Source organism: Micromonospora sp. WMMD812 (assembly GCF_027497215.1).
In the GTDB taxonomy this organism is placed as follows: Bacteria; Actinomycetota; Actinomycetes; order Mycobacteriales; family Micromonosporaceae; genus Micromonospora.
Genome location: NZ_CP114904.1, coordinates 6031882 through 6052325, shown reverse-complemented (window position 1 = coordinate 6052325; position 20444 = coordinate 6031882). Strand labels below are relative to the sequence as shown.

Here is a 20444-nt window from a genome sequence, read left to right as displayed (position 1 = left end):
GGCCTTGGCTGCGGTCAGTTCTGGGCCAGCAGGTCGCCCACGTAGCGTGCCACGGCCCGCACCGTGGCGATGGTGCCGGGGTAGTCCATCCGGGTCGGCCCCAGCACACCCAGGCCGCCGACGATGGTGGCCCCCGGGCCGTAGCCGGTGCTCACCACCGAGGCGGCGCGCAGGTTGTCGACCTCGTTCTCGTCGCCGATCAACACCCGGGTGGTGCTCGGCTCGGTCTCGCCGATGAGCTTGAGCAGCACGACCTCCTCCTCGAGCGCCTCGAGGATCGGGCGCAGCGAGCCCTGGAAGTCGAGCAGGCCGCCCCGGGTCAGGTTGGCCGTGCCGGCCAGCGCGATCCGCTCCTCGTGCCGCTCGACCAGCGTCTCCAGGAGGACCGTGGAGAGGGTCGCCATGGCCGGGCGCAGGTCGGGGGCGGCCTCGTCGACCAGCGCCTGCACCAGCGGCGGCGTGTCGGAGAGCCGGCTGCCGGCCAGCTTCTCGTTGACCACCCGGCGCAGGTCGGTGACGTCGTCGGCGAGGATCGGCGCCGGCATCTCGACCAGCCGCTGCTCGACCCGCCCGGTGTCGGCGATCATCACCAGCATCAGCCGGGTGGTCGAGATCGGCACCAGCTCCAGGTGCCGGACCGTCGAGCGGGCCAGGCTCGGGTACTGCACGACGGCGACCTGCCGGGTCAGCTGGGCCAGCAGGCGGACGGTGCGGTGCACCACGTCGTCCAGGTCGACCGCGCCGACCAGGAAGCGCTCGATCGCCCGGCGCTCGGCCGGGCTGAGCGGCTTGACCCGGGACAGCCGGTCGACGAAGAGCCGGTAGCCGCGATCGGTGGGCACCCGGCCGGCACTGGTGTGCGGCTGCCGGATGTAGCCCTCCTCCTCGAGCACGGCCATGTCGTTGCGGACGGTCGCCGGCGAGACCCCGAGCTGGTGCCGCTCGACCAGCGCACGGCTGCCGACCGGCTCCTGAGTGGCGACGTAGTCCTCGACGATCGCGCGGAGCACGGCGAGCTTGCGGTCGTCCAGACCCATCCTCCCCACCTCCTACGCGCATCGTCCGCCGCCCCTCGGGACGGCGGGCGACAATCCTGGCACTCGTCCGTAGCGAGTGCCAGTCTACGTCGGCGGGCCCGCCGACGCGATGATCAACGACGGACGGCGGGTGCGGCCCCGACCACGCCACTCCGCCGGTACCCGGACGATCCGGGCCGAACGGGCCGCCGACCCGGGCGGTGTCGCTCTGGTGCGGCGTTGCCGGTGGCCCCTACCGTGACGTTCATGACTGAACCACCTCGCCCTCCCGGCACGGGTGAACCCGGCGGCAACCCGCCGGAGCCGCACCCGCCGTCGGCAGTTCCCGGCCCGTCCGCCGCGGACGAGCCGCCCACCGCACCACTGTCCGGGGCCTCGGGCCCGGGCGGCTATCCCCCGCCCGGTGGCTATCCGCCACCCGGTGGTGACCGACCGCCGTCGGGCGGCTACCCGCCCCCAGGTGGCGGCACCCCACCGGGCGGCTACCCCCCGCCCGGCGTCGGCTATCCGACCGGCGGCGCCTACGGCGCCCCCGGCGGCGGGTTCGCCAACAACGAGGACAAGACCTGGGCGCTCGTCGCGCACTTCGGTGGCGCGGCTGGGATGTTCCTCAGCGCCGGCGTGCTCGGCTGGATCGCCCCGCTGGTGGCGATGCTGGCCCGGGGCAACCAGTCCCCGACCGTCCGGGCGCACGCCGTCGCGGCGCTCAACTTCCAGTTGATCTGGTCGATCGTCGGCCTGGCCGGCTGGGTGCTCGCCTGCATCCTGATCGGCTTCGTCGGGGTCGCGGCGGCGGTCATCCTCGGCACGGTCTTCGGCATCCTCGCCGGGATCAAGGCCAACGAGGGCCAGCTCTACCGCTACCCGATGTCCGCGAGCCTCGTCAAGTGATCCCGGCCGGCCGCTCCCCCGGCCGGTCGGGCACCCTCACGGCAGCAGGTCACGGACGACGGCGTCAGCGAGCAGCCGGCCGCGCAGGGTGAGCACGGCGCGGCCGGCCTCGTACTCGCCGGGGGCCAACAGCCCGTCGGACAGCGCCCGCGCGGCGCCGGCCCGCCCGGCCTCGTCCAGCACGTCCAGCGACAGCCCGGAGGCGAGCCGCAGCCGCAGCATGACGTCCTCCATGTGCGCCTCGTCCCGGGTGAGCACCTCGCGGGCCAGGCCGGGCGACGCCCCGGCCGCGAGCCGCTGGGCGTACGCGGTGGGGTGCTTCACGTTCCACCAGCGCACCCCGCCGACGTGGCTGTGCGCCCCCGGCCCGAGACCCCACCAGTCGGCGCCGGTCCAGTAGAGCAGGTTGTGCCGGCACCGGGCGGCCGGCGTACGGGCCCAGTTGGAGACCTCGTACCAGGAGAAGCCGGCCGCGCCGAGCGCGGTCTCCGCGGCCAGGTAGCGGTCCGCCGCCACATCGTCGCTGGGGTACGGCAGCTCGCCGCGGCGCATCCGGGCGGCCATCCGGGTGCCGTCCTCCACGATCAGGGCGTACGCGCTGACATGGTCGACGCCCGCGGCCACCACCTGGTCCAGCGAGGCGGCGAAGTCTTCGGCGCTCTCCCCCGGCGTGCCGTAGATCAGGTCGAGGTTCACGTGGTCGAACCCCGCGTCGCGCGCCTCCAGCGCGGCGGCCGTCGCCCGCCCGGCGCTGTGGGTGCGGTCCAGGATCGCCAGCACGCCCGGCGAGGCGGACTGCATGCCCAGCGAGATCCGGGTGTAGCCGGCCGCCCGCAGCGCCTTGAGCGACGCGGGCGTGACCGACTCCGGGTTGGCCTCGGTGGTCACCTCGGCGTCGGGCGCCAGGCCCCAGGTCCGGTCGATCTCGTCGAGGATCCGGGCCAGGTCGTCGGCGGGGAGCAGGGTGGGAGTGCCGCCGCCCACGAAGACGGTGTCGACCCGCTTGGGCGGGGTGTCGCCGAGCACCCGGGCGGCGAGCCGCAGCTCGGCCAGCACGGTGTCGGCGAACTCCTCCCGGCTCGCCCCGCCACCCAGCTCCGCGGCGGTGTAGGTGTTGAAGTCGCAGTAGCCGCAGCGGCTGGCGCAGAACGGCACGTGGAGGTACACGCCGAAGCCCCGCGCGCCGACCGCCGAGGTCGCCGCGGGGGGCAGCGATCCGTCGACGGGGACCGTCTCGCCATCTGGAAGCACGCCGGGCATGGCCACTAGTGTGCCCGGCATGACCTCTCCCGACGCGCTGGTGCGGGTCGCCACGGCCCGTGGGGTGACCACCCTCACCCTGGACAGCCCGCACAACCGCAACGCGCTCTCCACCCCGCTGATGACGCGGCTGCTCGACGGCCTGGCCGCCGCGGTCGCCGACGACGCCGTCCGGGTGATCGTGCTCGACCACACCGGTCCGGTCTTCTGCTCCGGCGCGGACCTCAAGGAGACGGCCGCCGCGTACGCGAGCGGGACGGTGCCGGCCGGCATGCTCGGCGACGTGCTGGCCGCGGTCTGGGAGTGCCCCAAGCCGGTGCTCGCCCGGGTCGCCGGGCCGGCCCGGGCCGGCGGCCTGGGCCTGATCGCCGCGGCGGACCTGGCGGTCTGCGCCGAGGAGGCCACGTTCGCGTTCACCGAGGTGCGGATCGGGGTGATCCCGGCGGTGATCTCGGCGACCGTGCTGCCCCGGTTGCACCCGCGCGCCGCGGCCGAGCTCTACCTCACCGGGGACACCTTCGACGGCCGGCGGGCCGCCGAGATCGGGCTGGTCACCGCGGCGGTCCCGGCCGACGCGCTGGACGACGCCGTGGCCCGGTACTGCGCCTCGCTCGTGCGGGGCGCGCCGGGCGCGCTCGCCGGGGCCAAGCAGCTGCTGCGCCGCCCCGCCGCCACCGACCTGCGAGCCGAGATCGCCGACCTGGCCGCGCTGTCCACCGGCTACTTCCTCTCCGAGGAAGGGCGCGAAGGCGTCCTCGCGTTCCGCGAGAAACGATTGGCTCGATGGGTGGCCGCTCTGGACGGTGGTTCCGCCGATCATTCCGGCTAGCGCGGGAACGCTGGTCATGCGGACCAGCACGGCTACGTTCGCTCCGGTCCGGCCGGCGCCACGCCGGTCGGGGCGCCGCCGGCGCGACTGACCTGCGCGTTCATGCGCCCGGCCGGACGGCGGCCGGGGCGCTCACCGAGCGGCGGCGTCCCGGCGTCCGGTGCCGCCACCAGGCGGTCGCGCCGCCGTCGACCGGGTAGTTGGCGCCGGTGATGTACGCCGCCCGGTCGGAGGCGAGGAAGACCACCAGCTCGACGACCTCCTCGGGACGGGCGAAGCGCTTCACGAGCTTCTTGCTGGTGATCGCGTCCCGGGCCGCCTGGTCGACGCCGAGGTCGCGCTCGCTCGCGGGGGTCAGGATGGGCCCGGGGCTGATCGCCACCGCCCGGATCCCGTGGGGCGCTCCCTCGAGGGCGAGCTGTCGCATCATGCCGATGAGCCGGACGGGAAGCGGTGCGGGCAGGTGAGACCGTGCCCGGAGCGGGAAACGTCCGGTCGGTACGGGCGCGACCCGGCCGGTCCAAACCGGTCGGACGACTCGGAAAGGCCGGCCGGGGACGTACTCTTGTCGGACTCGTCGAGCAGGGGGTGTGGGTGCGAACTCGGGCGGTCGTGGCGGGTGGCGTGGTTCTCGTCCTCTTCGCCGTGGTGGGTGTCCTGCTCGTCGTGCGGCGGCTCGGCAGCGAGCTGCGGCTGCCGACGGTCACCCGGAACTGCACGGTGCAGGCCGACGGCCGGGTGACGCTGGACCCCGAGCAGATGGCCAACGCGGCGACCATCGCGGCGATCGGCGCCCAGCTGGAGATGCCGGAGCGGGCCGTGGTGGTGGCGCTGGCCACCGCCTACCAGGAATCCGGCCTGCGCAACCTGGCCGGCGGCGACCGGGACTCGGTCGGCCTGTTCCAGCAGCGACCCAGCCAGGGCTGGGGCACGCCCGAGCGGATCCGCGACCCGCGGTACGCGGCCACCCGGTTCTACACGGCGTTGAAGAAGGTGCGCGGCTGGGAGCGGATGCGGGTCACCGACGCCGCCCAGCGCGTGCAGCGCTCCGCGTTCCCCGAGGCGTACCAGAAGTGGGCTGACGAGTCGACGGTGCTCACCCGGGCGCTGCTCGGAGACGTGACCGGGGCGGTGGCCTGCACGGTGGGGCGCACCCCGGCGATGCGCGGCGGAGCGGCGGCCGCCGCCCTGACCCGCAACCTGACGCTGGACTGGGGGCTGGCCAGCACCGCCGCGCCGGCGGACCTGACCGGGCTCACGCTGGCCACGAGCGACCAGCGCAACGGCTGGCGGTACGCGCACTGGCTGGTGTCGCACGCCCAGGACCACGGGGTGAAGCGGGTGCGCTTCGGCGACCTGGAGTGGACCGCCCAGGACGGCAGCTGGGCCGAGGTCTCCGCCGACCCGCAGGCGACCAACCGAGTGGTCGCCGAGGTCTTCGCCGAGGACTGATCGACCAGGATTTCCTTACCCCCAGTCACCGCACAATCCGTCAAATTTCCCAAAACCGGATCTTTGGCGCGTCTGCCTTCACCCAGCGCGATCGTCCCGCTGCCGAAGGTCCCGGCCTGGGTCCGACCCCCGATTGCGCCCTCCCCGACTCCCTGCTCCGCGAGTTACCATCGGCGGCCTGTGCCAGAAATGGGTTCCTCATGGGGAGGGGTACGACGTGGGTTTCGACTACGGCGGCCGGACCGGTTACGAACCGATCAGCGACACTGACCGCAAGGAGTTCCACGAGCAGGGCTTCCTGCTGCTGCGCAATGTCCTGACGGAGGACCACCGGGCGGCGCTGGAGGCCGCGGTCGACCGCGTCTACGCGGAGGAGAAGGCGAAGGGCAACACCACCAAGGACGGCACCCTGCACCTGCTGGGCTTCCTTGAGCGGGACGAGCTCTTCGGCGAGCTGCTCACCCACCCGATCGCCTTCCCGTATATGTGGGGTCTGGCCGGCTGGAACATCTACACGCACCACAACCACCTGGACGTGACCCCGCCGGCGCTCGAGCCGGAGAAGCCGTACTGGGGCTGGCACCAGGACGGGTACCGGCAGAACTCCGACCCGGAGACGATGGACCCGAACCTGCCGCGGCCGATGTTCTCGCTGAAGGTCGCCTACGTGCTCTCCGACCTCTCGGAGAAGGGCCGTGGCGCCACCAAGGTCATCCCCGGCAGCCACCTGTGGAACTCGCTCCCCCGGCCGAGGGACCTGAGCGTGCACAACCCGGACCCGGAGGGCACGGTGGAGATCACCGCCAACCCCGGCGACGCGTTCATCTTCGACCGCCGCCAGTGGCACTCCCGGTCGACGAACCTGTCGAGCATCACCCGCAAGATGCTCTTCGTGGGCTACACCTACCGGTGGATCCGCCCGCTCGACGAGCTGCACCCCGACAAGGACGGCGAGTGGTACCGCAACCGCACGCCGGTGCAGCGCCAGCTTCTCGGTGAGGGCACGCACACCGCGAACTACTGGGGCATCAACTGGGACGGCTACATCGACGACGAGATCCCGCTGCGCAAGGAGCTCAAGCAGCGCGATCTGCTGGACCGCAGCATCCCCTGGCTCCGCTGAACGGGTAGGAAGGGCTCCCGCTGTCGCCTCGCGCGACGCGGGAGCCCTTTCTCGTCCCCGCACCCTGGCCGGTTCGACGACCGGTGCCCGACCCGGCGAACCGTGCGCCCTGGCCCCGCGACGGCACGCCCGGCCCGGGGGCGGGGTGGCTGCGCCGCCCGCCGAACGGTTCGCTAGCGGCCGGCGAGCCGGCGGCGTGCCTTCTCCCGGATCGACTCGGGCAGGTCGGGGGCCTCCAGCAGGCGGGGCAGCAGGTCCGGCTCCAGGCTCGTCGCCCGGAACACCTCCCCGATGGTCACCCCGTGCGCGGGCCGCTCGACGATCTCGACCGGGTCGCCCGGGCCGACCTCGCCCTCCCGCAGCACCCGCAGGTACGCTCCGGGCAGCGCCCGGGCGGTGAACCGCTTGATCAGGTCGGGCATGCCCCAGAAACCGGCGAAGGTCGTGCACGGCGTACGCGGCTTGGTCACCTGGAGCAGGGCGGACCCGACCAGCCACTGCTCGCCGATCACCGCGCCGGTCACGTCCACCGCGTACGTCGTGAGGTTCTCGCCAAAGCCGCCGGGCGGCACGGGGCGGCCCAGCTCGCCGGACCACCAGCCGGCGTCCTCCTCGGCGTAGGCGTAGACCGCCTGGTCCGGGGTGCCGTGGTGGGCCCGTTCACCGATGAAGTCACCGGCCACGCCGTCGAAGCGGATGAGCACCGGCCCGTCCACCGGCCGCTTGTCGATGCCCGTCCGGCCGCTCGCGTCGCCGGCCCACTCCGCCTCGGTGACCACGCCGAGGTTCACCGCTGCCACTCTGCCCGTCATGGCCGCCAGCCTAGTTCGCGGGTCATCCCGCCGTCGATCGGGAAAGTACTTGCCTGCATGGAAAGTGAGGTGTTTACTTTCCATGCAGGCAAGTACTCTCCCACTCCTCAAGGAGGAAGCCATGTCGGAGCCGGCTCTCACCCCTGCCGCGGCCGCCGACGCGCTGGCCGAGATCCACGCCCGGCGCGACCAGGCGATCAGCGCGACTCTCGTCCCGGCGTGGTACTGGCCCGCGCTGGGCGTGCTGATCGTCGCCTTCACCGCCGCCGTCGAGACGGAGCGGCCGTGGCTCGTCGCGGCCGGTTCGGTCGGGTACGCCATCGGCCTCAGCGCCCTGGTCGCCTGGGTCGCGCTGCGGCACCGGGCGCAGGTGCGCACCTCGCTGCTCGGGATCCGGGGAGCGGCCGTCATCCTGGTCTACGTGCTCGGCCTGGTCGCCCTCGGTCTGGTCACCGGGTTCGCCGCCGAGTCGGCGGGGCTGGGTTGGCCGGCGACCCTCGGCACGGCCGCGACCGCCGGGGCGATGACCGCCACCGGGCAACCCCTGATGCGCTACCTCCGCCGCGTGATGATCTCCCGGCCGATCGGCGGCGGCCGGTGAGCGCGCCCCGTTTCGACGAGCTGATCCACGCGCCCACCCGGCTCTCTCTCGTGAGCCTGCTCGCCGCCACCGACTGGGCCGAGTTCCGCTACCTGCGCGAGCAGCTCGGCCTCTCGGACTCGGCGCTGTCCAAGCAGCTCGCCACCCTGGAACAGGCCGGCTATGTCGAGGTGCGCAAGAGTTTCGTGGGCAAGCGGCCACGGACCTCGGTCAAGCTGAGCCGGCGCGGGCGCGCCGCGTTCGACGGGCACGTCGCGGCGTTGCAGCAGATCGTGGCGCAGGCCGGTGCCAGCGTGCTGCCGGGGCCCTGACTCAGCCCTTGACCGCGCCGGCGACCAGCCCGGACACCATTCGCCTCTGCACCAGCAGGAAGAAGATGATCACCGGCAACGTGAACAGCGTGGACGCCGCCATCACCGGTCCCCAGGCGGTGTCGTCCCGGCCGAAGAAGAACGTCATCGCCACCGGCAGGGTGTAGCGCTCCTGATCGTTGATGAAGGTGAGCGCGAAGATCAGCTCGTTCCAGGCGGTGATGAAGGAGAAGATGCTGGTCGCGACCAGGCCGGGCGCGACCAGCGGGAAGAGGATCCGCCGGAAGGTCTGGGTCCGGCTCGCCCCGTCGATGGCCGCCGCCTCCTCCAACTCCTTCGGCACCGCGGCGACGAAGCCGCGCAGCATCCAGACCGCGAACGGCAGTGAGAAGCCCAGGTACGTGAGGATCAGGCTGGGCAGGGTGTTGTAGAGCCCGAGCCGCTGGATCATCAGGAACAGCGGGATGACCAGGGCCTCCAGCGGGATCATCTGCACCACCAGCAGCATGATCAGGAAAGTGGTCCGCAGCCGGAACCGGAACCGCGCCACCGCGGTGGCGGCCAGCAGCGCGACGAGGCCGCTGAGCAGCACCGTCGAGACCGCGACCAGCGCGCTGTTGAGGAAGAAGTCGGCGAAGGTCACGCCCGGAATCAGGTTGCCGGTCAGGATGTCCCGGTAGTGCTCCAGCGTGGGGTGGGTGGGCACCGGCTGCGGCGTGGCCGAGAAGATCTCCCGGCTGGGCTTGAGCGACGTGGCGATCATCCAGTAGACCGGGAAGGCCGCGAAGAGCGCCACCAGCAGCCCGGCGCCGTTGAGCGCGACCTTCTTCACGACTCGTCCTCCTGCTTGAGCACCATCCGCACGTAGAAGCCGGTCACCACGAGCAGGATCAGCGTGAGGATCACCGCGATGGCCGCGCCGAGGCCGTACTTCGGCGGCGGTGAGAACGCCTCCGCGTACGAGTAGATGGACAGCATGAACGTCGGCCGGTCCTGGGTGCCCCCGGCAAGCACGAACTGCTGGGTGAAGACCTTGAAGTCCCAGATCGTGGAGAGCACGATCAGGATCCCGAAGACCGGGCGCAGCAGCGGGAAGGTGATCCGCCAGAACACCCGCCACGGCCCGGCGCCGTCCACGCGGGCCGCCTCGTGCAGCTCGCTCGGCACGCTCTTCAACCCCGCCAGCACGCTCACCGCGATGAACGGGAACGAGTGCCAGACCACGACCAGGGTCAGGATCGAGAAGAAGAGCAGCGGCGAGTTGAACCAGCCGTAGCCGGTCCAGTCGCTGCGCCCGAACAGGCCCTGCGACAGCCCGTCGGGAAGCGCGTTGAAGAGCCAGGTGACCAGGCCGCTGGTGTCGTCGAAGATCCACTTCCAGACGATCGTCCCGGTGAGCGCCGGCGTCGCCCAGGCGAGCATCACGCAGCTGGCCACGAACGTGGCCATCTTCCGGCCGAGCCGGTTCAGCAGCAGGCCGACCAGAGTGCCAAGGATCATGGTGAGCACCACGTTGGCCACCGCGAAGAGCACGGTGTTGCGCAGCACGGTGAGGAAGAACGGGTCACCCAGGATCTGGGTGTAGTTCTTCAGCCCCACCCACGGCCACTCCCGGTCGCCGCGCAGCTGCCGGACGTTGTTGAGCCGGTAGAACGACATCGCCACCACCTGGCCGAGCGGCCAGAGCAGCAGCACGCCGATGATCACCAGGCAGGGCAGGAGCAGCAGGTACGGGAGGCGGTCCACCCGACGACGCCGCCGCGCGGGGGTCTCCCGCGCGGCCGACGTCTCCGGAGCCTCGGTCAGCGTGGTCACTTGGCGTTGAGGATGCTTTCCATCTCCGCGGCCGCGTCGGCGGTGGCCTTCTCGACCGTCTTCTGACCCTTCATGACCGAGCTGTTCATCGCCTGGGTCACCGTCTTGGTGCGGCTGACCTCCACCCACTTCGGGGTGAGCGGCGTGAGCTTGGTGTTCTGCATCGTGGTCGCGAACGCCGCCATGATCTTGTCATTCGCGTACGTGCCGCCGCCGACCAGGTCCTGGTAGACCGGGAAGAAGCCGAGGCTGTCGGCGAAGGTCTGGGCGTTCTTCTTGTTCAGCAGCACGGTCAGGTAGTCCCAGGCGAGGTCCTGCCGCTCGCTGTCCTTCCAGACCGCGAGGTCCGAGCCACCGGCGAACGCGGGCGCGGCCTTGCCGTCCGGGCCGGGGATCGGGAACGTGCCCCACACCTTCTCGATCTCCGGGTTGTCCTTCTTGATCGCGCCCTGCTGCCAACTGCCGGCGAACGCCATCGCCGCCTTGCCGGTGGCGAACTGCGTCCGGGCGTCGATCTCGTTCCAGTTGGCGGCGGCCGGCGGAGCCACCTTGTGCACGGTCACCAGGTCGGTCCAGAACTTGACCGCCTTCTGCGCCTCGGGCGTGGTGTAGCCGGACTTCCAGGTGCCGCCCTGCTCCGTGGCGATCTCGCCGCCGGCGCCCCAGAGGAAGGAGTAGAAGGGCAGCTCGGAGTTGCCGGGCAGCGCGATGCCGTAGGTGTTCGGCTTCTTGGCCTGCACCGTCTTGGCGACGTTGACCAACTCGTCCCAGGTGGTCGGTGGCTTCACGCCGGCCTCGGCGAACCAGTCGGTGCGGTAGTACATCGCCCGGACGCCGGCGTACCAGGGCACGCCGTACTGCTTGCCGTCGAGCTGCGCGTTGCGCACCAGGTCCGGCAGGATGTCCTTGCCGTCGGCCCAGCCACCCATCCGGCCGCTCAGGTCCGCGAGCGCCTCCTGCGCCGCCCAGCCCTGGGTCTCCGTGTTGCCCAGCTCGGTGACGTCCGGCCCCTCACCGCCGGCGAGGGCGGCCTGGAACTTCTTCGGCGCCTCGAGCCACGGGATGTACTGCACCACCACGTCGGTGTCGGGGTGCTTCTGCCGGAACTCGGTCTCGACCCCGTCGAGGAACTTGGTCTGGGCCTCGCTGCCCTCGCCCATCATCCAGACCGTCAGCTTGCTGGTGTCGGCCGCCTCGTCGTCGCCCGAGCCGCCGCAACCGGCCAGCACCATCGCGGCCGAAGCCACCACGGCGGTGACCGGGGCCAGCCGCTTCCACCTGTTCACGCCACATCTCCCCTCGCGCCGCCTGGCACTAACCTTCTCCGCCGCACCTTAGTAGGAAAAAATCCTTTACGACAGTGGGCGGTCGACGGGAAGCGACGCGACCGTACCGCAGGTCGGGCCTTCAGGGGCAGGGTGACACCGGGGCGAATCCGGCCGTACCCAGACGAAGGGGCGCCGACCGGTTGGTCGGGCGCCCCTTCGTGAGTCGATGTGCGAATTACCGATGGGTGACGCTACGGCGTCGGCCCACGCCGGCCACCAGGGCCACCGCGATCGCCGCCAGCACGACCTGCACCAGCAGCTCGCCCCAGTCCACCCCGGCGGTCTCGGTCGCGATGCCCACGGCCCGCGCCAGCACCGTGCCGAGCAGCGCGGCACCGACACCGATCAGCATGTGCAGCCACATCGGCATGTCCTGCCGGCCCGGGACGACCAGACGGCCCAGCGCCCCGACGATCAGACCAACGATGAGCGCGGTGATGATGCCCCAAACGGTCAGCTCCATGGTCGCCCTCCTTCAGAAACGTGTCACACGATGTGTGTGCCTCCTGTCGTGGGCGCTAAGTTCCCGATCGGTCGAAACGCCAAACCGACTTTCCGGGGCAGTGACGACCGGACAGCCCGTACAGACACGTTGTTCGCGTGGAGAACGTGGGCGGGCGCCCGACCATGATGGTCGGGCGCCCGTCGAAGAGTCCGCGTCGCACCGGTCGCCGGCCCTCGCGCCGACGTCACCGGGGTCATGTCACGCGGTTACCGGGTGACATGACGGCGTCGGCCCACGCCGGCCACCAGGGCCACCGCGATCGCCGCCAGCACGACCTGCACCAGCAGCTCGCCCCAGTCCACCCCGGCGGTCTCGGTCGCGATGCCCACGGCCCGCGCCAGCACCGTGCCGAGCAGCGCGGCACCGACACCGATCAGCATGTGCAGCCACATCGGCATGTCCTGCCGGCCCGGGACGACCAGACGGCCCAGCGCCCCGACGATCAGACCAACGATGAGCGCGGTGATGATGCCCCAAACGGTCAGCTCCACGGTCGCCCTCCTTCAAGAATGTGTCCCACGATGTGTGGTTCCCTGTCGTGGGCGCTAAGTGCCCGAGTTGCGGAAACGCCAAACCGGTCCGGGCCGCCGGCGGTCGGCGCACGTCGATGCCCGAGGGTCGGCGCGGGCTCCGCACGACACCGTCCACCCAGGTGGGAGGCCGCGCCGGGAGACCCGAACCGCGATGCCGGACCGCGGAAATTTCTTCCGGCGGGCGGGGTCGAAAGCGGCCGGCGCCGCGCCCGCGCGGGAACCCGTGGGTCCCGGCCCGGGCGCGGCGCCGGCCGTCGTACGTCGTCGGGTCGGCCCCCGCGCCGGTCTACTTCTTCCCGGCGGGCTTGCCCTCCGCGGAGTCGGAGGAGAGCGCGGCGATGAAGGCCTCCTGCGGGACCTCCACCCGGCCCACCATCTTCATCCGCTTCTTGCCTTCCTTCTGCTTCTCCAGCAGCTTCCGCTTCCGGCTGATGTCACCGCCGTAGCACTTGGCCAGCACGTCCTTGCGAATCGCCCGGATGGTCTCCCGCGCGATCACCCGGCTGCCGATCGCCGCCTGGATCGGCACCTCGAACTGCTGCCGCGGGATGAGGTTGCGCAGCTTCGCCGCGATGGTGACGCCGTAGTTGTAGGCCTTGTCCTTGTGCACGATGGCGCTGAACGCGTCCACCGCCTCGCCATGCAGCAGGATGTCCACCTTGACCAGATCGGACGACTGCTCGCCGGAGGGCTCGTAGTCCAGTGAGGCGTAGCCCTTGGTCCGGCTTTTGAGCTGGTCGAAGAAGTCGAAGATGATCTCGGCCAGCGGCAGCGTGTAGCGCAGCTCCACCCGGTCCGCCGAGAGGTAGTCCATGCCGAGCAGGTTGCCCCGCCGCCCCTGGCAGAGCTCCATCACCGCGCCGACGTAGTCGTTCGGGGTCAGCACGGTGGCCCGCACGGTCGGCTCGTACACCTCGGCGATCTTGCCGGTCGGGTACTCGCTCGGGTTGGTGACCACAACCTCCTCGCCGTCGTCCTGGATGGCTCGGTAGACCACGTTCGGCGCGGTGGAGATGAGGTCGAGGTTGAACTCGCGCTCCAGCCGCTCCCGAATGATCTCCAGGTGCAGCAGGCCGAGGAAGCCGCAGCGGAACCCGAAGCCGAGCGCGCCGGAGGTCTCCGGCTCGTACGTCAGCGCGGCGTCGTTCAGCTTGAGCTTGTCGAGCGCCTCACGGAGGTTGGGATAGTCGGACCCGTCGATCGGGTAGAGGCCCGAGTAGACCATCGGCTTCGGGTCCTTGTAGCCGCCGAGGGCCTCGGTCGCCGGCCGCGAGTTGATGGTGACCGTGTCACCGACCCGCGACTGGCGGACGTCCTTCACACCCGTGATGAGGTAGCCGACCTCGCCGACACCGAGCGCGTCCGCCTTCACCATCTCCGGCGAGATGACGCCGATCTCCAGCAGCTCGTGCACCGCGCCGGTGGACATCATCTTGATCCGGTCCCGGGCGTTGATGTGCCCGTCGATCACCCGGACGTAGGTCACCACGCCCCGGTAGACGTCGTACACCGAATCGAAGATCATCGCCCGGGCCGGCGCCTCGGCGTCGCCCACCGGGGGCTGGAACTGACGGACGATCTCGTCCAGCAGGTACGGCACGCCCTCGCCGGTCTTGCCGGAGACCTTGATGCAGTCGGCCGGGTCGCCGCCGATCAGGTGGGCCAGCTCCTCGGCGTACTTCTCCGGCTGCGCGGCCGGCAGGTCGATCTTGTTCAGCACCGGGATGATGTGCAGGTCGTTCTCGAGCGCCAGGTAGAGGTTGGCCAGGGTCTGCGCCTCGATGCCCTGCGCGGCGTCGACCAGCAGGATCGCGCCCTCACAGGCTGCCAGCGAGCGGGACACCTCGTAGGTGAAGTCGACGTGGCCGGGGGTGTCGATCATGTTCAGCACGGCCTGCTCGCCGGCCCGCTCGCCCTCGCGGATGGTCCACGGCATCCGGACGGCCTGGCTCTTGATCGTGATGCCGCGCTCGCGCTCGATGTCCATCCGGTCGAGGTACTGGGCACGCATCTGCCGGGGGTCGACCACGCCGGTGAGCTGCAGCATCCGGTCGGCCAGGGTCGACTTCCCGTGGTCGATGTGGGCGATGATGCAGAAGTTCCTGATGCGCGCCGGGTCGGTGGCACCAGGAGCGTTCGCGCCGGAATCGAGCGTCGGTGGCACAGCTGTCCGTTCTGGTCGGCTGACGTGAGCGGGCCGGCGCGACGCCGGCCCCCTCTATGCTCCCACGCCGCCGCGGGCGTGGTCGGATCACTCCTCCGGCGGCTCCACGAAGAGCGCCGCGAGCCGCGGCAGCCGGCGGCGCGCCTCCGCCTCGTCGTCGAAGTCCCAGAAGTCGTTGAGGTCCGGCGCCTGGACCGGGTCGCGGTCGGCCGGCAGGTCGGTCGCGGTCGCCTTCCGGTACGCCTCCCAGGGCACCGTGAGCATCTCCTCCGACTCGAACTCCTCGCCGGTGAGCGCGGCGGCCCGGATCCGGGGCAACTCGGCCAGCGAGTCCGGGTCGGCGACCGCCCGGGCGAAGACCTGCCGGCCCTGGGTCATCAGCCAGCCACGGAAGTACTCGAAGCCGTCGTCGGACGCGCCGCCGTTGATCAGGTAGGCCGCGCCCCAGAGATCGACCCGGTAGGAGGCGGCGAGCACCCGCTGCTGGTGGTGGGCGTAGCCGACGATGTCGGCGGGGTCGCGCTCGGCCAGCAGCGCCACCGCCCGCGCCGCCACCGGGCCGGCCTCACCACCACCGCCGGCCCGGGCCTGGTCGATCAACTGCCAGAAGTCGTCGGTCCTCATGGCCTGGCAGTCTCGCAGACGGCCCGCCGCGGGGGCAGCGGGAAGAGCGTGGCGCGGCGCGGGTGACCGGCCGGCGATCTCGGCCACGCCGTCCCGGTCCCACGCCGCCTCCGCGCTCCGGTCGCCGGGGTGCGACAGCATGGACGACGTGCCCGCCACGCCACCGTCGTACCAGGCGACCGCCCTGCGGCCCGCCTGGGCCGAGCTGCCGGCCGGTCTCCGGTCGGCGATCGCGGCGCGGCTCGGTGCGCCCGTCACGGCGGCCCGGGTCGCCGGGGCCGGCTTCACGCGGGGCTTCGCCGCCGTCCTGACGACCGCCGACGGCTCGTCCGCCTTCGTCAAGGCGGCCGCGCCGGCCGAACAGCCGAGGCTGGTCGACTGGTACGCCCGGGAGGCCGCGATCCTCGCCCGGCTCCCGGCGGGGCTGGCGGTCCCCCGGCTGCGCTGGACCCTCAGCGCGGCCGGCTGGTACGCGATCTGCCTGGACGCCGTCGACGGCCGCACGCCCGACCTGCCCTGGCCACCGGCGGAGCTCGACGCCACCCTCGCCGGGTACGCCGAGGTGGCCGCCGCGCTCGCCGAGCCGCCGGCCGGGCTGCTCGCCCTCGACCCGCCCCGGCTCGCCGACCTGGCCCGGGAGGACATCCTCTGGTGGGGCGAGGTGGCCGCCGGCCGGGAACCCGCGCCGGGGCTGCCCCCGGCGCTGGCGGGGCGCCTCCCCGAGCTGGCGGCGCTGGAGTCCCGGCTTCCGGCGTACGCCGCCGCCGGCCCGCCGGACGCCCTGATCCACGGCGACCTGCGGCTGGACAACGTGCTGATCGGTGCGGACGGCCGCGCCTGGTTCTGCGACTGGGCGTGGCTGTGCCGCGGCCCCGCCTGGTTCGACCTCGCCGGGCTGCTGATCACCGGGTACGCCAGCGGGCTGGACGGCGACCGGCTCTTCGCCGACCATCCCGCGGCCGCCGACGCCCCCGCGGACGCGCTGGACGCGACCCTCGCCGCGCTGGGCGGATACTTCCTCACCACCGCGGCCGCGACCCCGCCGACCGCCTCCCCGCAGATCCGGCGACACCACCGGTGGAGCGGCGAGCAGGCTCTGGCCTGGCTCGCCGCCCGACAGGGCTGGACGTGACGCATCACGCGCGGCGGCGGGTATTCTGGATCGGGCGCTTCGCCGGACCGTTTTGGCTCGTCCGGGGCGGACCTGCTAACCTGGCTTTTCGCGCGACGGTGACGCATGCTCGTTGCGCGGACAAGCTGACCAACCCGAGCTATCAAGACGAGGCTGTCGCGTGGCGAACATCAAGTCCCAGATCAAGCGCAACCGGCAGAACGAGAAGCGCCGGCTGCGTAACAAGTCGGTCAAGTCGTCGCTGAAGACCGCCATCCGCAAGTTCCACGAGGCCGCCGAGACCGGCGACGTCGAGCAGGCCAACGCCCTCATGCGGGACGCCTCCCGCAAGCTCGACAAGGCGGTCAGCAAGGGCGTGATCCACGCCAACCAGGCCGCGAACCGCAAGTCCGCGATCTCCAAGCGCGTGGGCTCGCTCTCCGCCTGACCCAGGCGGCGTCAGACTTCACCGGAAGCCCCCGGCACCGCCGGGGGCTTCCGGCTGTCTGCGTTCCCGGGGCCGGGCCGCGCGGGGCGGGGCTGTGCCGGACGGTCGACGGACGCCTGCCCCCGCCCGTCCTTTGGAGCTGATGTCGTGAGCGACTCAGCCGAGGACCACCCACGGAGGACAGCTCCCACAGGCCGAGCCGGCCGCGGCACGGCCCGGCGAGTCGTTCAGGTCATCAGCTCCAAAGGACGCCGAGTGGCGTATCTCGTCGTCGCTCCTGGACGCGTCCTGAGCCGCCGGCCCCGCCGGGCTCGCGCACGAGCCACGGCGGGCCGATCAGGAGGACGCGGCGGGGTTGCGACGGGCGGCGGGGTCCTCGGGGCGCTCGGTCGGGGCCGCGGGCTCGGCCGAGACGACGATCCCGGGCACGCTGTGCGTGATCCACTCCACCCGGGCCCGGCCGACCACCGGCTCCATCTGCCGACGGAAGCGGTCCCGCTCCTGCTCCGGCACGAGCGCCGCGGAGCGGACGACGACCGCGGCCACCATGTCGTTGAGCTTGACCATGACCGCCACGGCGGCCGGCAGGATCAGGACCGCCCACCAGCTGACCAGTTCGGCGAGGGCCAGCAGTACGGCCAGCGCGACCACGCCCTCGAAGAAGAGGAAGCAGAGCACGCCGCCCGGGTTGACGAACCGCAGCCCGAGGGCCCGGGCGTAGAGCGGGCGGTACTGCTCCTCGTCCGCAGCCAGCGTGGCCCACGCCGTACGGGTCGGTCCGCTCACCGGGCGCCGCCGCCCGCGCGGGCCGCCGCCATCGAGAAGACGGCGCGTTCCAGCGCGTACGCCCGGTCGTCCGAGCCGCCCTTGACCGCCGCGTTGCACTCGGCGGCGGCCCGCATGGCGGTCACCAGCCCCTCGGGCGTCCAGCCCCGGCCCTGCCGCTGCGCCCGCTCGATCTTCCACGCCGGCATGCCGAGGCTGCTCGCCAGCTGGTACGGGCTGCCCCGACCGGCGGACGCCACCCGGGCCACGGTGCGGACGCCGTCGGCGAGGGCATCGGCGATCGGCACCGGGTCGACCCCGACGTGCAGCGCCCAGCGCAGCGCCTCCAGCGCGGCCGGGACGTCGCCGACCATGGTCGCGTCGGCCACGGTGAAGCCGCTCACCTCCACCCGCCCGCGGTAGTAGCGCGACACCGTGTCGGCACCGATCCGCCCATCGGTGTCGGCGATCAGCTGTGAGCAGGCGGCGGCCAACTCGCGCAGGTCGTTGCCGACCGCGGCGATCAGCGCCTCGGCGGCGTCCTCGGTGCACTTGCCGCCGGCCCGACGGATCTCGTCCCGGACGAACGCGACCCGATCGCGGTGCCCCTTGAGCTTCGCCGCCGGCACCACCGTCGCTCCGGCCGCCTTGAGCCCGTCGGCGAACGCCTTGCCCTTGGCCGCGCCGAGGTGCAGCACGATCAGCTGCACCTCCGGGTCGGGGTTCTTCGCGTACGCCAGCAGCGCGGCCACCAGGTCCTTGCGGGCGTCCTGGCCGGAGCGCAGCACGAGCACCCGCCGGCCGCCGAACAGGGACGGGCTGAGCATCTCGGCGATCTCGCCCACGGTGAGCGCGCCGGCCTGGTATTCGCGGACGTCCACGTCGGGGTCGACGCTGCGTGCCTTCGCCACGGCTTCCGTCACCGCTCGCGTGGCGAGCAGCTCCTCGTCGCCGAGAACGAGCAGAATGGGGGCGAGGCTGGCGGGGGTCACGTCGCCCATATTCGCACGCCCTGCCGCGGGATCGTGCCTGCTCATCCGGGGCTCAGACGGCGGAGCCCGCACTCAGTGCAAATCCCGACATTTATGTCAATCCACCATGCAGCCGCTCAAGTCGTGCACTCGCCATGGACCGCGTGCCGCGCTCGGCCGCCTCGGGACCGGTTCACGGCTGCCGGCCGGGCGCGACGCCCCGGGCCACCACCGCCAGACCGGCGTTCCCGTACACCGCTGCCACGTCGCCGTCGGTGTCCGTGCGCAGCACCCGGACGCCGCCCCTCGCCAGCCGGGCGAGCAACGCCGGATGTGGGTGCCCGTAGGTGTTGCCGGCGCCCACCGGCACGAGCGCGACCGCCGGGCGGACCGCGTCCAGGAACGCCGGATCCTGATAGGCCGAGCCGTGGTGGGCCACCTTCAACACCTCGGCCCGCAGCGCGTCCGGCGGCATCCGATCCAGGAGGGCCCGCTGCTCCTCGGTCTCGGCATCGCCGGGGAGCAGGATCCGCACCCCCGCGACGGTGGCACGCAGCACCAGCGAGTTGTTGTTCGGGTCCGACCGGGTGCCGCGCATCGCGTACGGCGGGCCGAGGACGACCAGCGTCGCCGTCCCCGCCTGGTAGGCCCAGCCGGCCGGGGCGGTCAGCAGCCGCGCCCGCCCACCGGCCGCCGCCTCCCGCACCAGGTCCTGCCCGGTCTCCGGTTCCGTCCACGCCGGAATCAGCACGCCGCCCACCCGCCGCCCCCGGAACACTCCGGCGACCCCGCCCACGTGGTCGACGTGGAAGTGACTGACCACCAGCAACGGCACCTCACGGATCCCGAGCCGGCGCAGGCAGTTGTCCACCGCCGCCGGTTCCGGCCCGGCGTCGACCACCACCGCCCGGCCGGGCCCGACCGGAAGCACGATCGTGTCGCCCTGGCCGACCGCGCACGCCACCACCACCCAGCCGGCCGGCGGCCAGCCTCGGGCGACCAGCCGGACCGGCAGGGTGCCGAGCACCACCGCGACGGTCACGACCGCCACCAGCCGACGCACCACGGGCCGCCGGGTGGCCACCAGCAGCGCCACGGTCAACGCTGCCAACAGCAGGGCTCCCGGCACCCCGCCCGGCCAGGGCAGGGTGCCCGCGGGCAACGCGGCACCGTGGCGGGCCACCAGCACCAGCCACCACGCCGGCCAACTCGCCAGCCACGCGGCGAACTCCGCGCCGGCCGGCCAGAGCGGCGACACCGCCGCGGCCAGCACGCCGAGCACCGTGGCCGGGGCGATGGCCGGCACCGCCAGCAGATTCGCGGGCACCGCGACCAGACTGACCGTGCCGGAGAGCCCGGCGACGACGGGGCCGCACGCGAGCTGGGCGGCCGCCGGCACGGCCAGCGCCTCGGCCAGCCCGGCCGGCACGCGCCGCCGGCGCAGCGCGTCGCGCCATCGCGGAGCGAGCAGCAGCAGCCCGCCGGTGGCCAGCACGGAGAGCGCGAAACCCGGGTCGCCGGCCAACTCCGGGTCGACCAGCACCAGCACGGTGACCGCGGCGGCCAACGCGGGCAGCGCGGCGCGCGGACGACCTGCGGCCAGCGCGGCGAGCCCGATCGCGCCCATGGTGGCGGCGCGCACCACGCTCGGCGAGGGACGGACCAGGACGACGAAGCCCACCAGGGCGACTCCGCAGAGCCCGGCCGCGAGCCACGGCCCGGCCCGAGCCCAGCGGGCCACCAGCAGCACCGCGCCCACCACGATCGCCACATTGGAACCAGTGAACGTGAGTTAGGGAGGTGAGTCGACGAGAGAGGAACGGCCCCGGCAGGTGCTGGAACACCTGTTACCCGGGGCCTTGAC

Annotated in this window: 21 protein-coding genes and 1 pseudogene; 8 read left to right on the top strand and 14 right to left on the bottom strand. The window is 72.4% G+C overall.

Annotated elements, in window-relative coordinates; all coding sequences use genetic code 11:
- Nucleotides 1–14: 14 nt before the first annotated feature.
- The gene (hrcA, locus tag O7603_RS28050) at nt 15–1037 is read right to left on the bottom strand and encodes a heat-inducible transcriptional repressor HrcA (protein WP_281572730.1); all 1023 of its coding nucleotides are present in this window, start codon (nt 1035–1037) and stop codon (nt 15–17) included.
- Between the two features lie 246 nt (nt 1038–1283).
- Between hrcA and O7603_RS28045 the strand changes: the two genes are divergently transcribed.
- A complete protein-coding gene (locus O7603_RS28045; RefSeq protein WP_281572729.1) occupies nt 1284–1928 on the top strand; it encodes a DUF4870 domain-containing protein in 645 nt (214 codons plus the stop codon).
- Between the two features lie 36 nt (nt 1929–1964).
- Here the strand turns inward: O7603_RS28045 and hemW are convergent, their stop codons facing one another.
- Entirely contained in the window at nt 1965–3188 is a 1224-nt protein-coding gene (gene hemW, locus O7603_RS28040) for a radical SAM family heme chaperone HemW (RefSeq protein WP_281576839.1), read from the bottom strand.
- Nucleotides 3189–3207: 19 nt separating this feature from the next.
- On the opposite strand from hemW, the gene O7603_RS28035 reads away from it, so the two are divergent.
- The gene (locus O7603_RS28035) at nt 3208–4017 is read left to right on the top strand and encodes an enoyl-CoA hydratase-related protein (RefSeq protein WP_281572728.1); all 810 of its coding nucleotides are present in this window, start codon (nt 3208–3210) and stop codon (nt 4015–4017) included.
- A 100-nt stretch (nt 4018–4117) separates the two neighbouring features.
- On the opposite strand, the gene O7603_RS28030 is transcribed toward O7603_RS28035, so the two are convergent.
- Nucleotides 4118–4447 carry an SDR family oxidoreductase gene (locus tag O7603_RS28030; protein WP_281572727.1) on the bottom strand — a complete coding sequence of 110 codons (330 nt, stop codon included), beginning with the start codon at nt 4445–4447 and terminating at the stop codon, nt 4118–4120.
- 158 nt (nt 4448–4605) lie between these two features.
- On the opposite strand from O7603_RS28030, the gene O7603_RS28025 reads away from it, so the two are divergent.
- Entirely contained in the window at nt 4606–5469 is an 864-nt protein-coding gene (locus O7603_RS28025; RefSeq protein WP_281572726.1) for a hypothetical protein, read from the top strand.
- A 217-nt stretch (nt 5470–5686) separates the two neighbouring features.
- On the top strand, nt 5687–6592 hold the full coding sequence (locus tag O7603_RS28020) for a phytanoyl-CoA dioxygenase family protein (protein ID WP_281572725.1): 906 nt from the start codon (nt 5687–5689) through the stop codon (nt 6590–6592).
- Between the two features lie 173 nt (nt 6593–6765).
- Here the strand turns inward: O7603_RS28020 and O7603_RS28015 are convergent, their stop codons facing one another.
- A complete protein-coding gene (locus tag O7603_RS28015) occupies nt 6766–7404 on the bottom strand; it encodes an MOSC domain-containing protein (protein WP_281572724.1) in 639 nt (212 codons plus the stop codon).
- 121 nt (nt 7405–7525) lie between these two features.
- On the opposite strand from O7603_RS28015, the gene O7603_RS28010 reads away from it, so the two are divergent.
- Entirely contained in the window at nt 7526–8005 is a 480-nt protein-coding gene (locus O7603_RS28010; protein WP_281572723.1) for a hypothetical protein, read from the top strand.
- On the top strand, nt 8002–8316 hold the full coding sequence (locus O7603_RS28005) for a transcriptional regulator (protein ID WP_281572722.1): 315 nt from the start codon (nt 8002–8004) through the stop codon (nt 8314–8316). The genes O7603_RS28010 and O7603_RS28005 overlap by 4 nt, the downstream gene beginning before the upstream one ends.
- A gap of 1 nt (nt 8317) precedes the next feature.
- On the opposite strand, the gene O7603_RS28000 is transcribed toward O7603_RS28005, so the two are convergent.
- The 7 genes from O7603_RS28000 to O7603_RS27970 all read right to left on the bottom strand — a co-directional run bounded on the left by O7603_RS28000 (nt 8318) and on the right by O7603_RS27970 (nt 15285).
- Complete coding sequence (locus O7603_RS28000) at nt 8318–9148, bottom strand: carbohydrate ABC transporter permease (RefSeq protein WP_281572721.1); 831 nt, start codon at nt 9146–9148, stop codon at nt 8318–8320.
- Complete coding sequence (locus O7603_RS27995; protein ID WP_281572720.1) at nt 9145–10131, bottom strand: sugar ABC transporter permease; 987 nt, start codon at nt 10129–10131, stop codon at nt 9145–9147. The genes O7603_RS28000 and O7603_RS27995 overlap by 4 nt, the downstream gene beginning before the upstream one ends.
- Nucleotides 10128–11417, bottom strand: coding sequence for a sugar ABC transporter substrate-binding protein (locus tag O7603_RS27990; RefSeq protein WP_281572719.1), 1290 nt, complete (start codon nt 11415–11417; stop codon nt 10128–10130). Before O7603_RS27990 ends, O7603_RS27995 begins: the two co-directional genes overlap by 4 nt.
- A 217-nt stretch (nt 11418–11634) precedes the next feature.
- Nucleotides 11635–11922, bottom strand: coding sequence for a GlsB/YeaQ/YmgE family stress response membrane protein (locus tag O7603_RS27985; RefSeq protein WP_281572718.1), 288 nt, complete (start codon nt 11920–11922; stop codon nt 11635–11637).
- Between the two features lie 248 nt (nt 11923–12170).
- On the bottom strand, nt 12171–12455 hold the full coding sequence (locus O7603_RS27980) for a GlsB/YeaQ/YmgE family stress response membrane protein (RefSeq protein WP_281572717.1): 285 nt from the start codon (nt 12453–12455) through the stop codon (nt 12171–12173).
- Nucleotides 12456–12783: 328 nt separating this feature from the next.
- Nucleotides 12784–14661, bottom strand: coding sequence for a translation elongation factor 4 (gene lepA / locus O7603_RS27975; RefSeq protein WP_281572716.1), 1878 nt, complete (start codon nt 14659–14661; stop codon nt 12784–12786).
- An 87-nt stretch (nt 14662–14748) separates the two neighbouring features.
- The gene (locus O7603_RS27970; protein ID WP_281572715.1) at nt 14749–15285 is read right to left on the bottom strand and encodes a DUF4240 domain-containing protein; all 537 of its coding nucleotides are present in this window, start codon (nt 15283–15285) and stop codon (nt 14749–14751) included.
- A 139-nt stretch (nt 15286–15424) separates the two neighbouring features.
- Here O7603_RS27970 and O7603_RS27965 point away from each other — a divergent pair, with 139 nt between their 5' ends.
- Complete coding sequence (locus O7603_RS27965; RefSeq protein WP_281572714.1) at nt 15425–16417, top strand: phosphotransferase; 993 nt, start codon at nt 15425–15427, stop codon at nt 16415–16417.
- 160 nt (nt 16418–16577) lie between these two features.
- Nucleotides 16578–16844 carry a 30S ribosomal protein S20 gene (gene rpsT / locus O7603_RS27960; RefSeq protein ID WP_281572713.1) on the top strand — a complete coding sequence of 89 codons (267 nt, stop codon included), beginning with the start codon at nt 16578–16580 and terminating at the stop codon, nt 16842–16844.
- 336 nt (nt 16845–17180) lie between these two features.
- On the opposite strand, the gene O7603_RS27955 is transcribed toward rpsT, so the two are convergent.
- The 3 genes and pseudogenes from O7603_RS27955 to O7603_RS27945 all read right to left on the bottom strand — a co-directional run.
- Entirely contained in the window at nt 17181–17630 is a 450-nt protein-coding gene (locus tag O7603_RS27955) for a hypothetical protein (RefSeq protein ID WP_281572712.1), read from the bottom strand.
- The gene (gene holA / locus O7603_RS27950) at nt 17627–18610 is read right to left on the bottom strand and encodes a DNA polymerase III subunit delta (RefSeq protein ID WP_281572711.1); all 984 of its coding nucleotides are present in this window, start codon (nt 18608–18610) and stop codon (nt 17627–17629) included. The genes O7603_RS27955 and holA overlap by 4 nt, the downstream gene beginning before the upstream one ends.
- A gap of 163 nt (nt 18611–18773) precedes the next feature.
- Nucleotides 18774–20363 (bottom strand): annotated as a pseudogene (locus O7603_RS27945) (ComEC/Rec2 family competence protein); the annotation flags it as partial.
- Between the last annotated feature and the right edge of the window lie 81 nt (nt 20364–20444).

Coding starts and splice junctions, on each gene's coding strand:
- O7603_RS27985 (WP_281572718.1), bottom strand. CDS start 11,922: ATGGAGCTGACCGTTTGGGGCATCATCACCGCGCTCATCGTTGGTCTG.
- holA (WP_281572711.1), bottom strand. CDS start 18,610: ATGGGCGACGTGACCCCCGCCAGCCTCGCCCCCATTCTGCTCGTTCTC.
- O7603_RS28045 (WP_281572729.1), top strand. CDS start 1,284: ATGACTGAACCACCTCGCCCTCCCGGCACGGGTGAACCCGGCGGCAAC.
- hrcA (WP_281572730.1), bottom strand. CDS start 1,037: ATGGGTCTGGACGACCGCAAGCTCGCCGTGCTCCGCGCGATCGTCGAG.
- O7603_RS27970 (WP_281572715.1), bottom strand. CDS start 15,285: ATGAGGACCGACGACTTCTGGCAGTTGATCGACCAGGCCCGGGCCGGC.
- O7603_RS27965 (WP_281572714.1), top strand. CDS start 15,425: ATGGACGACGTGCCCGCCACGCCACCGTCGTACCAGGCGACCGCCCTG.
- hemW (WP_281576839.1), bottom strand. CDS start 3,188: ATGCCCGGCGTGCTTCCAGATGGCGAGACGGTCCCCGTCGACGGATCG.
- O7603_RS28035 (WP_281572728.1), top strand. CDS start 3,208: ATGACCTCTCCCGACGCGCTGGTGCGGGTCGCCACGGCCCGTGGGGTG.
- O7603_RS28030 (WP_281572727.1), bottom strand. CDS start 4,447: ATGATGCGACAGCTCGCCCTCGAGGGAGCGCCCCACGGGATCCGGGCG.
- O7603_RS28010 (WP_281572723.1), top strand. CDS start 7,526: ATGTCGGAGCCGGCTCTCACCCCTGCCGCGGCCGCCGACGCGCTGGCC.
- O7603_RS28015 (WP_281572724.1), bottom strand. CDS start 7,404: ATGACGGGCAGAGTGGCAGCGGTGAACCTCGGCGTGGTCACCGAGGCG.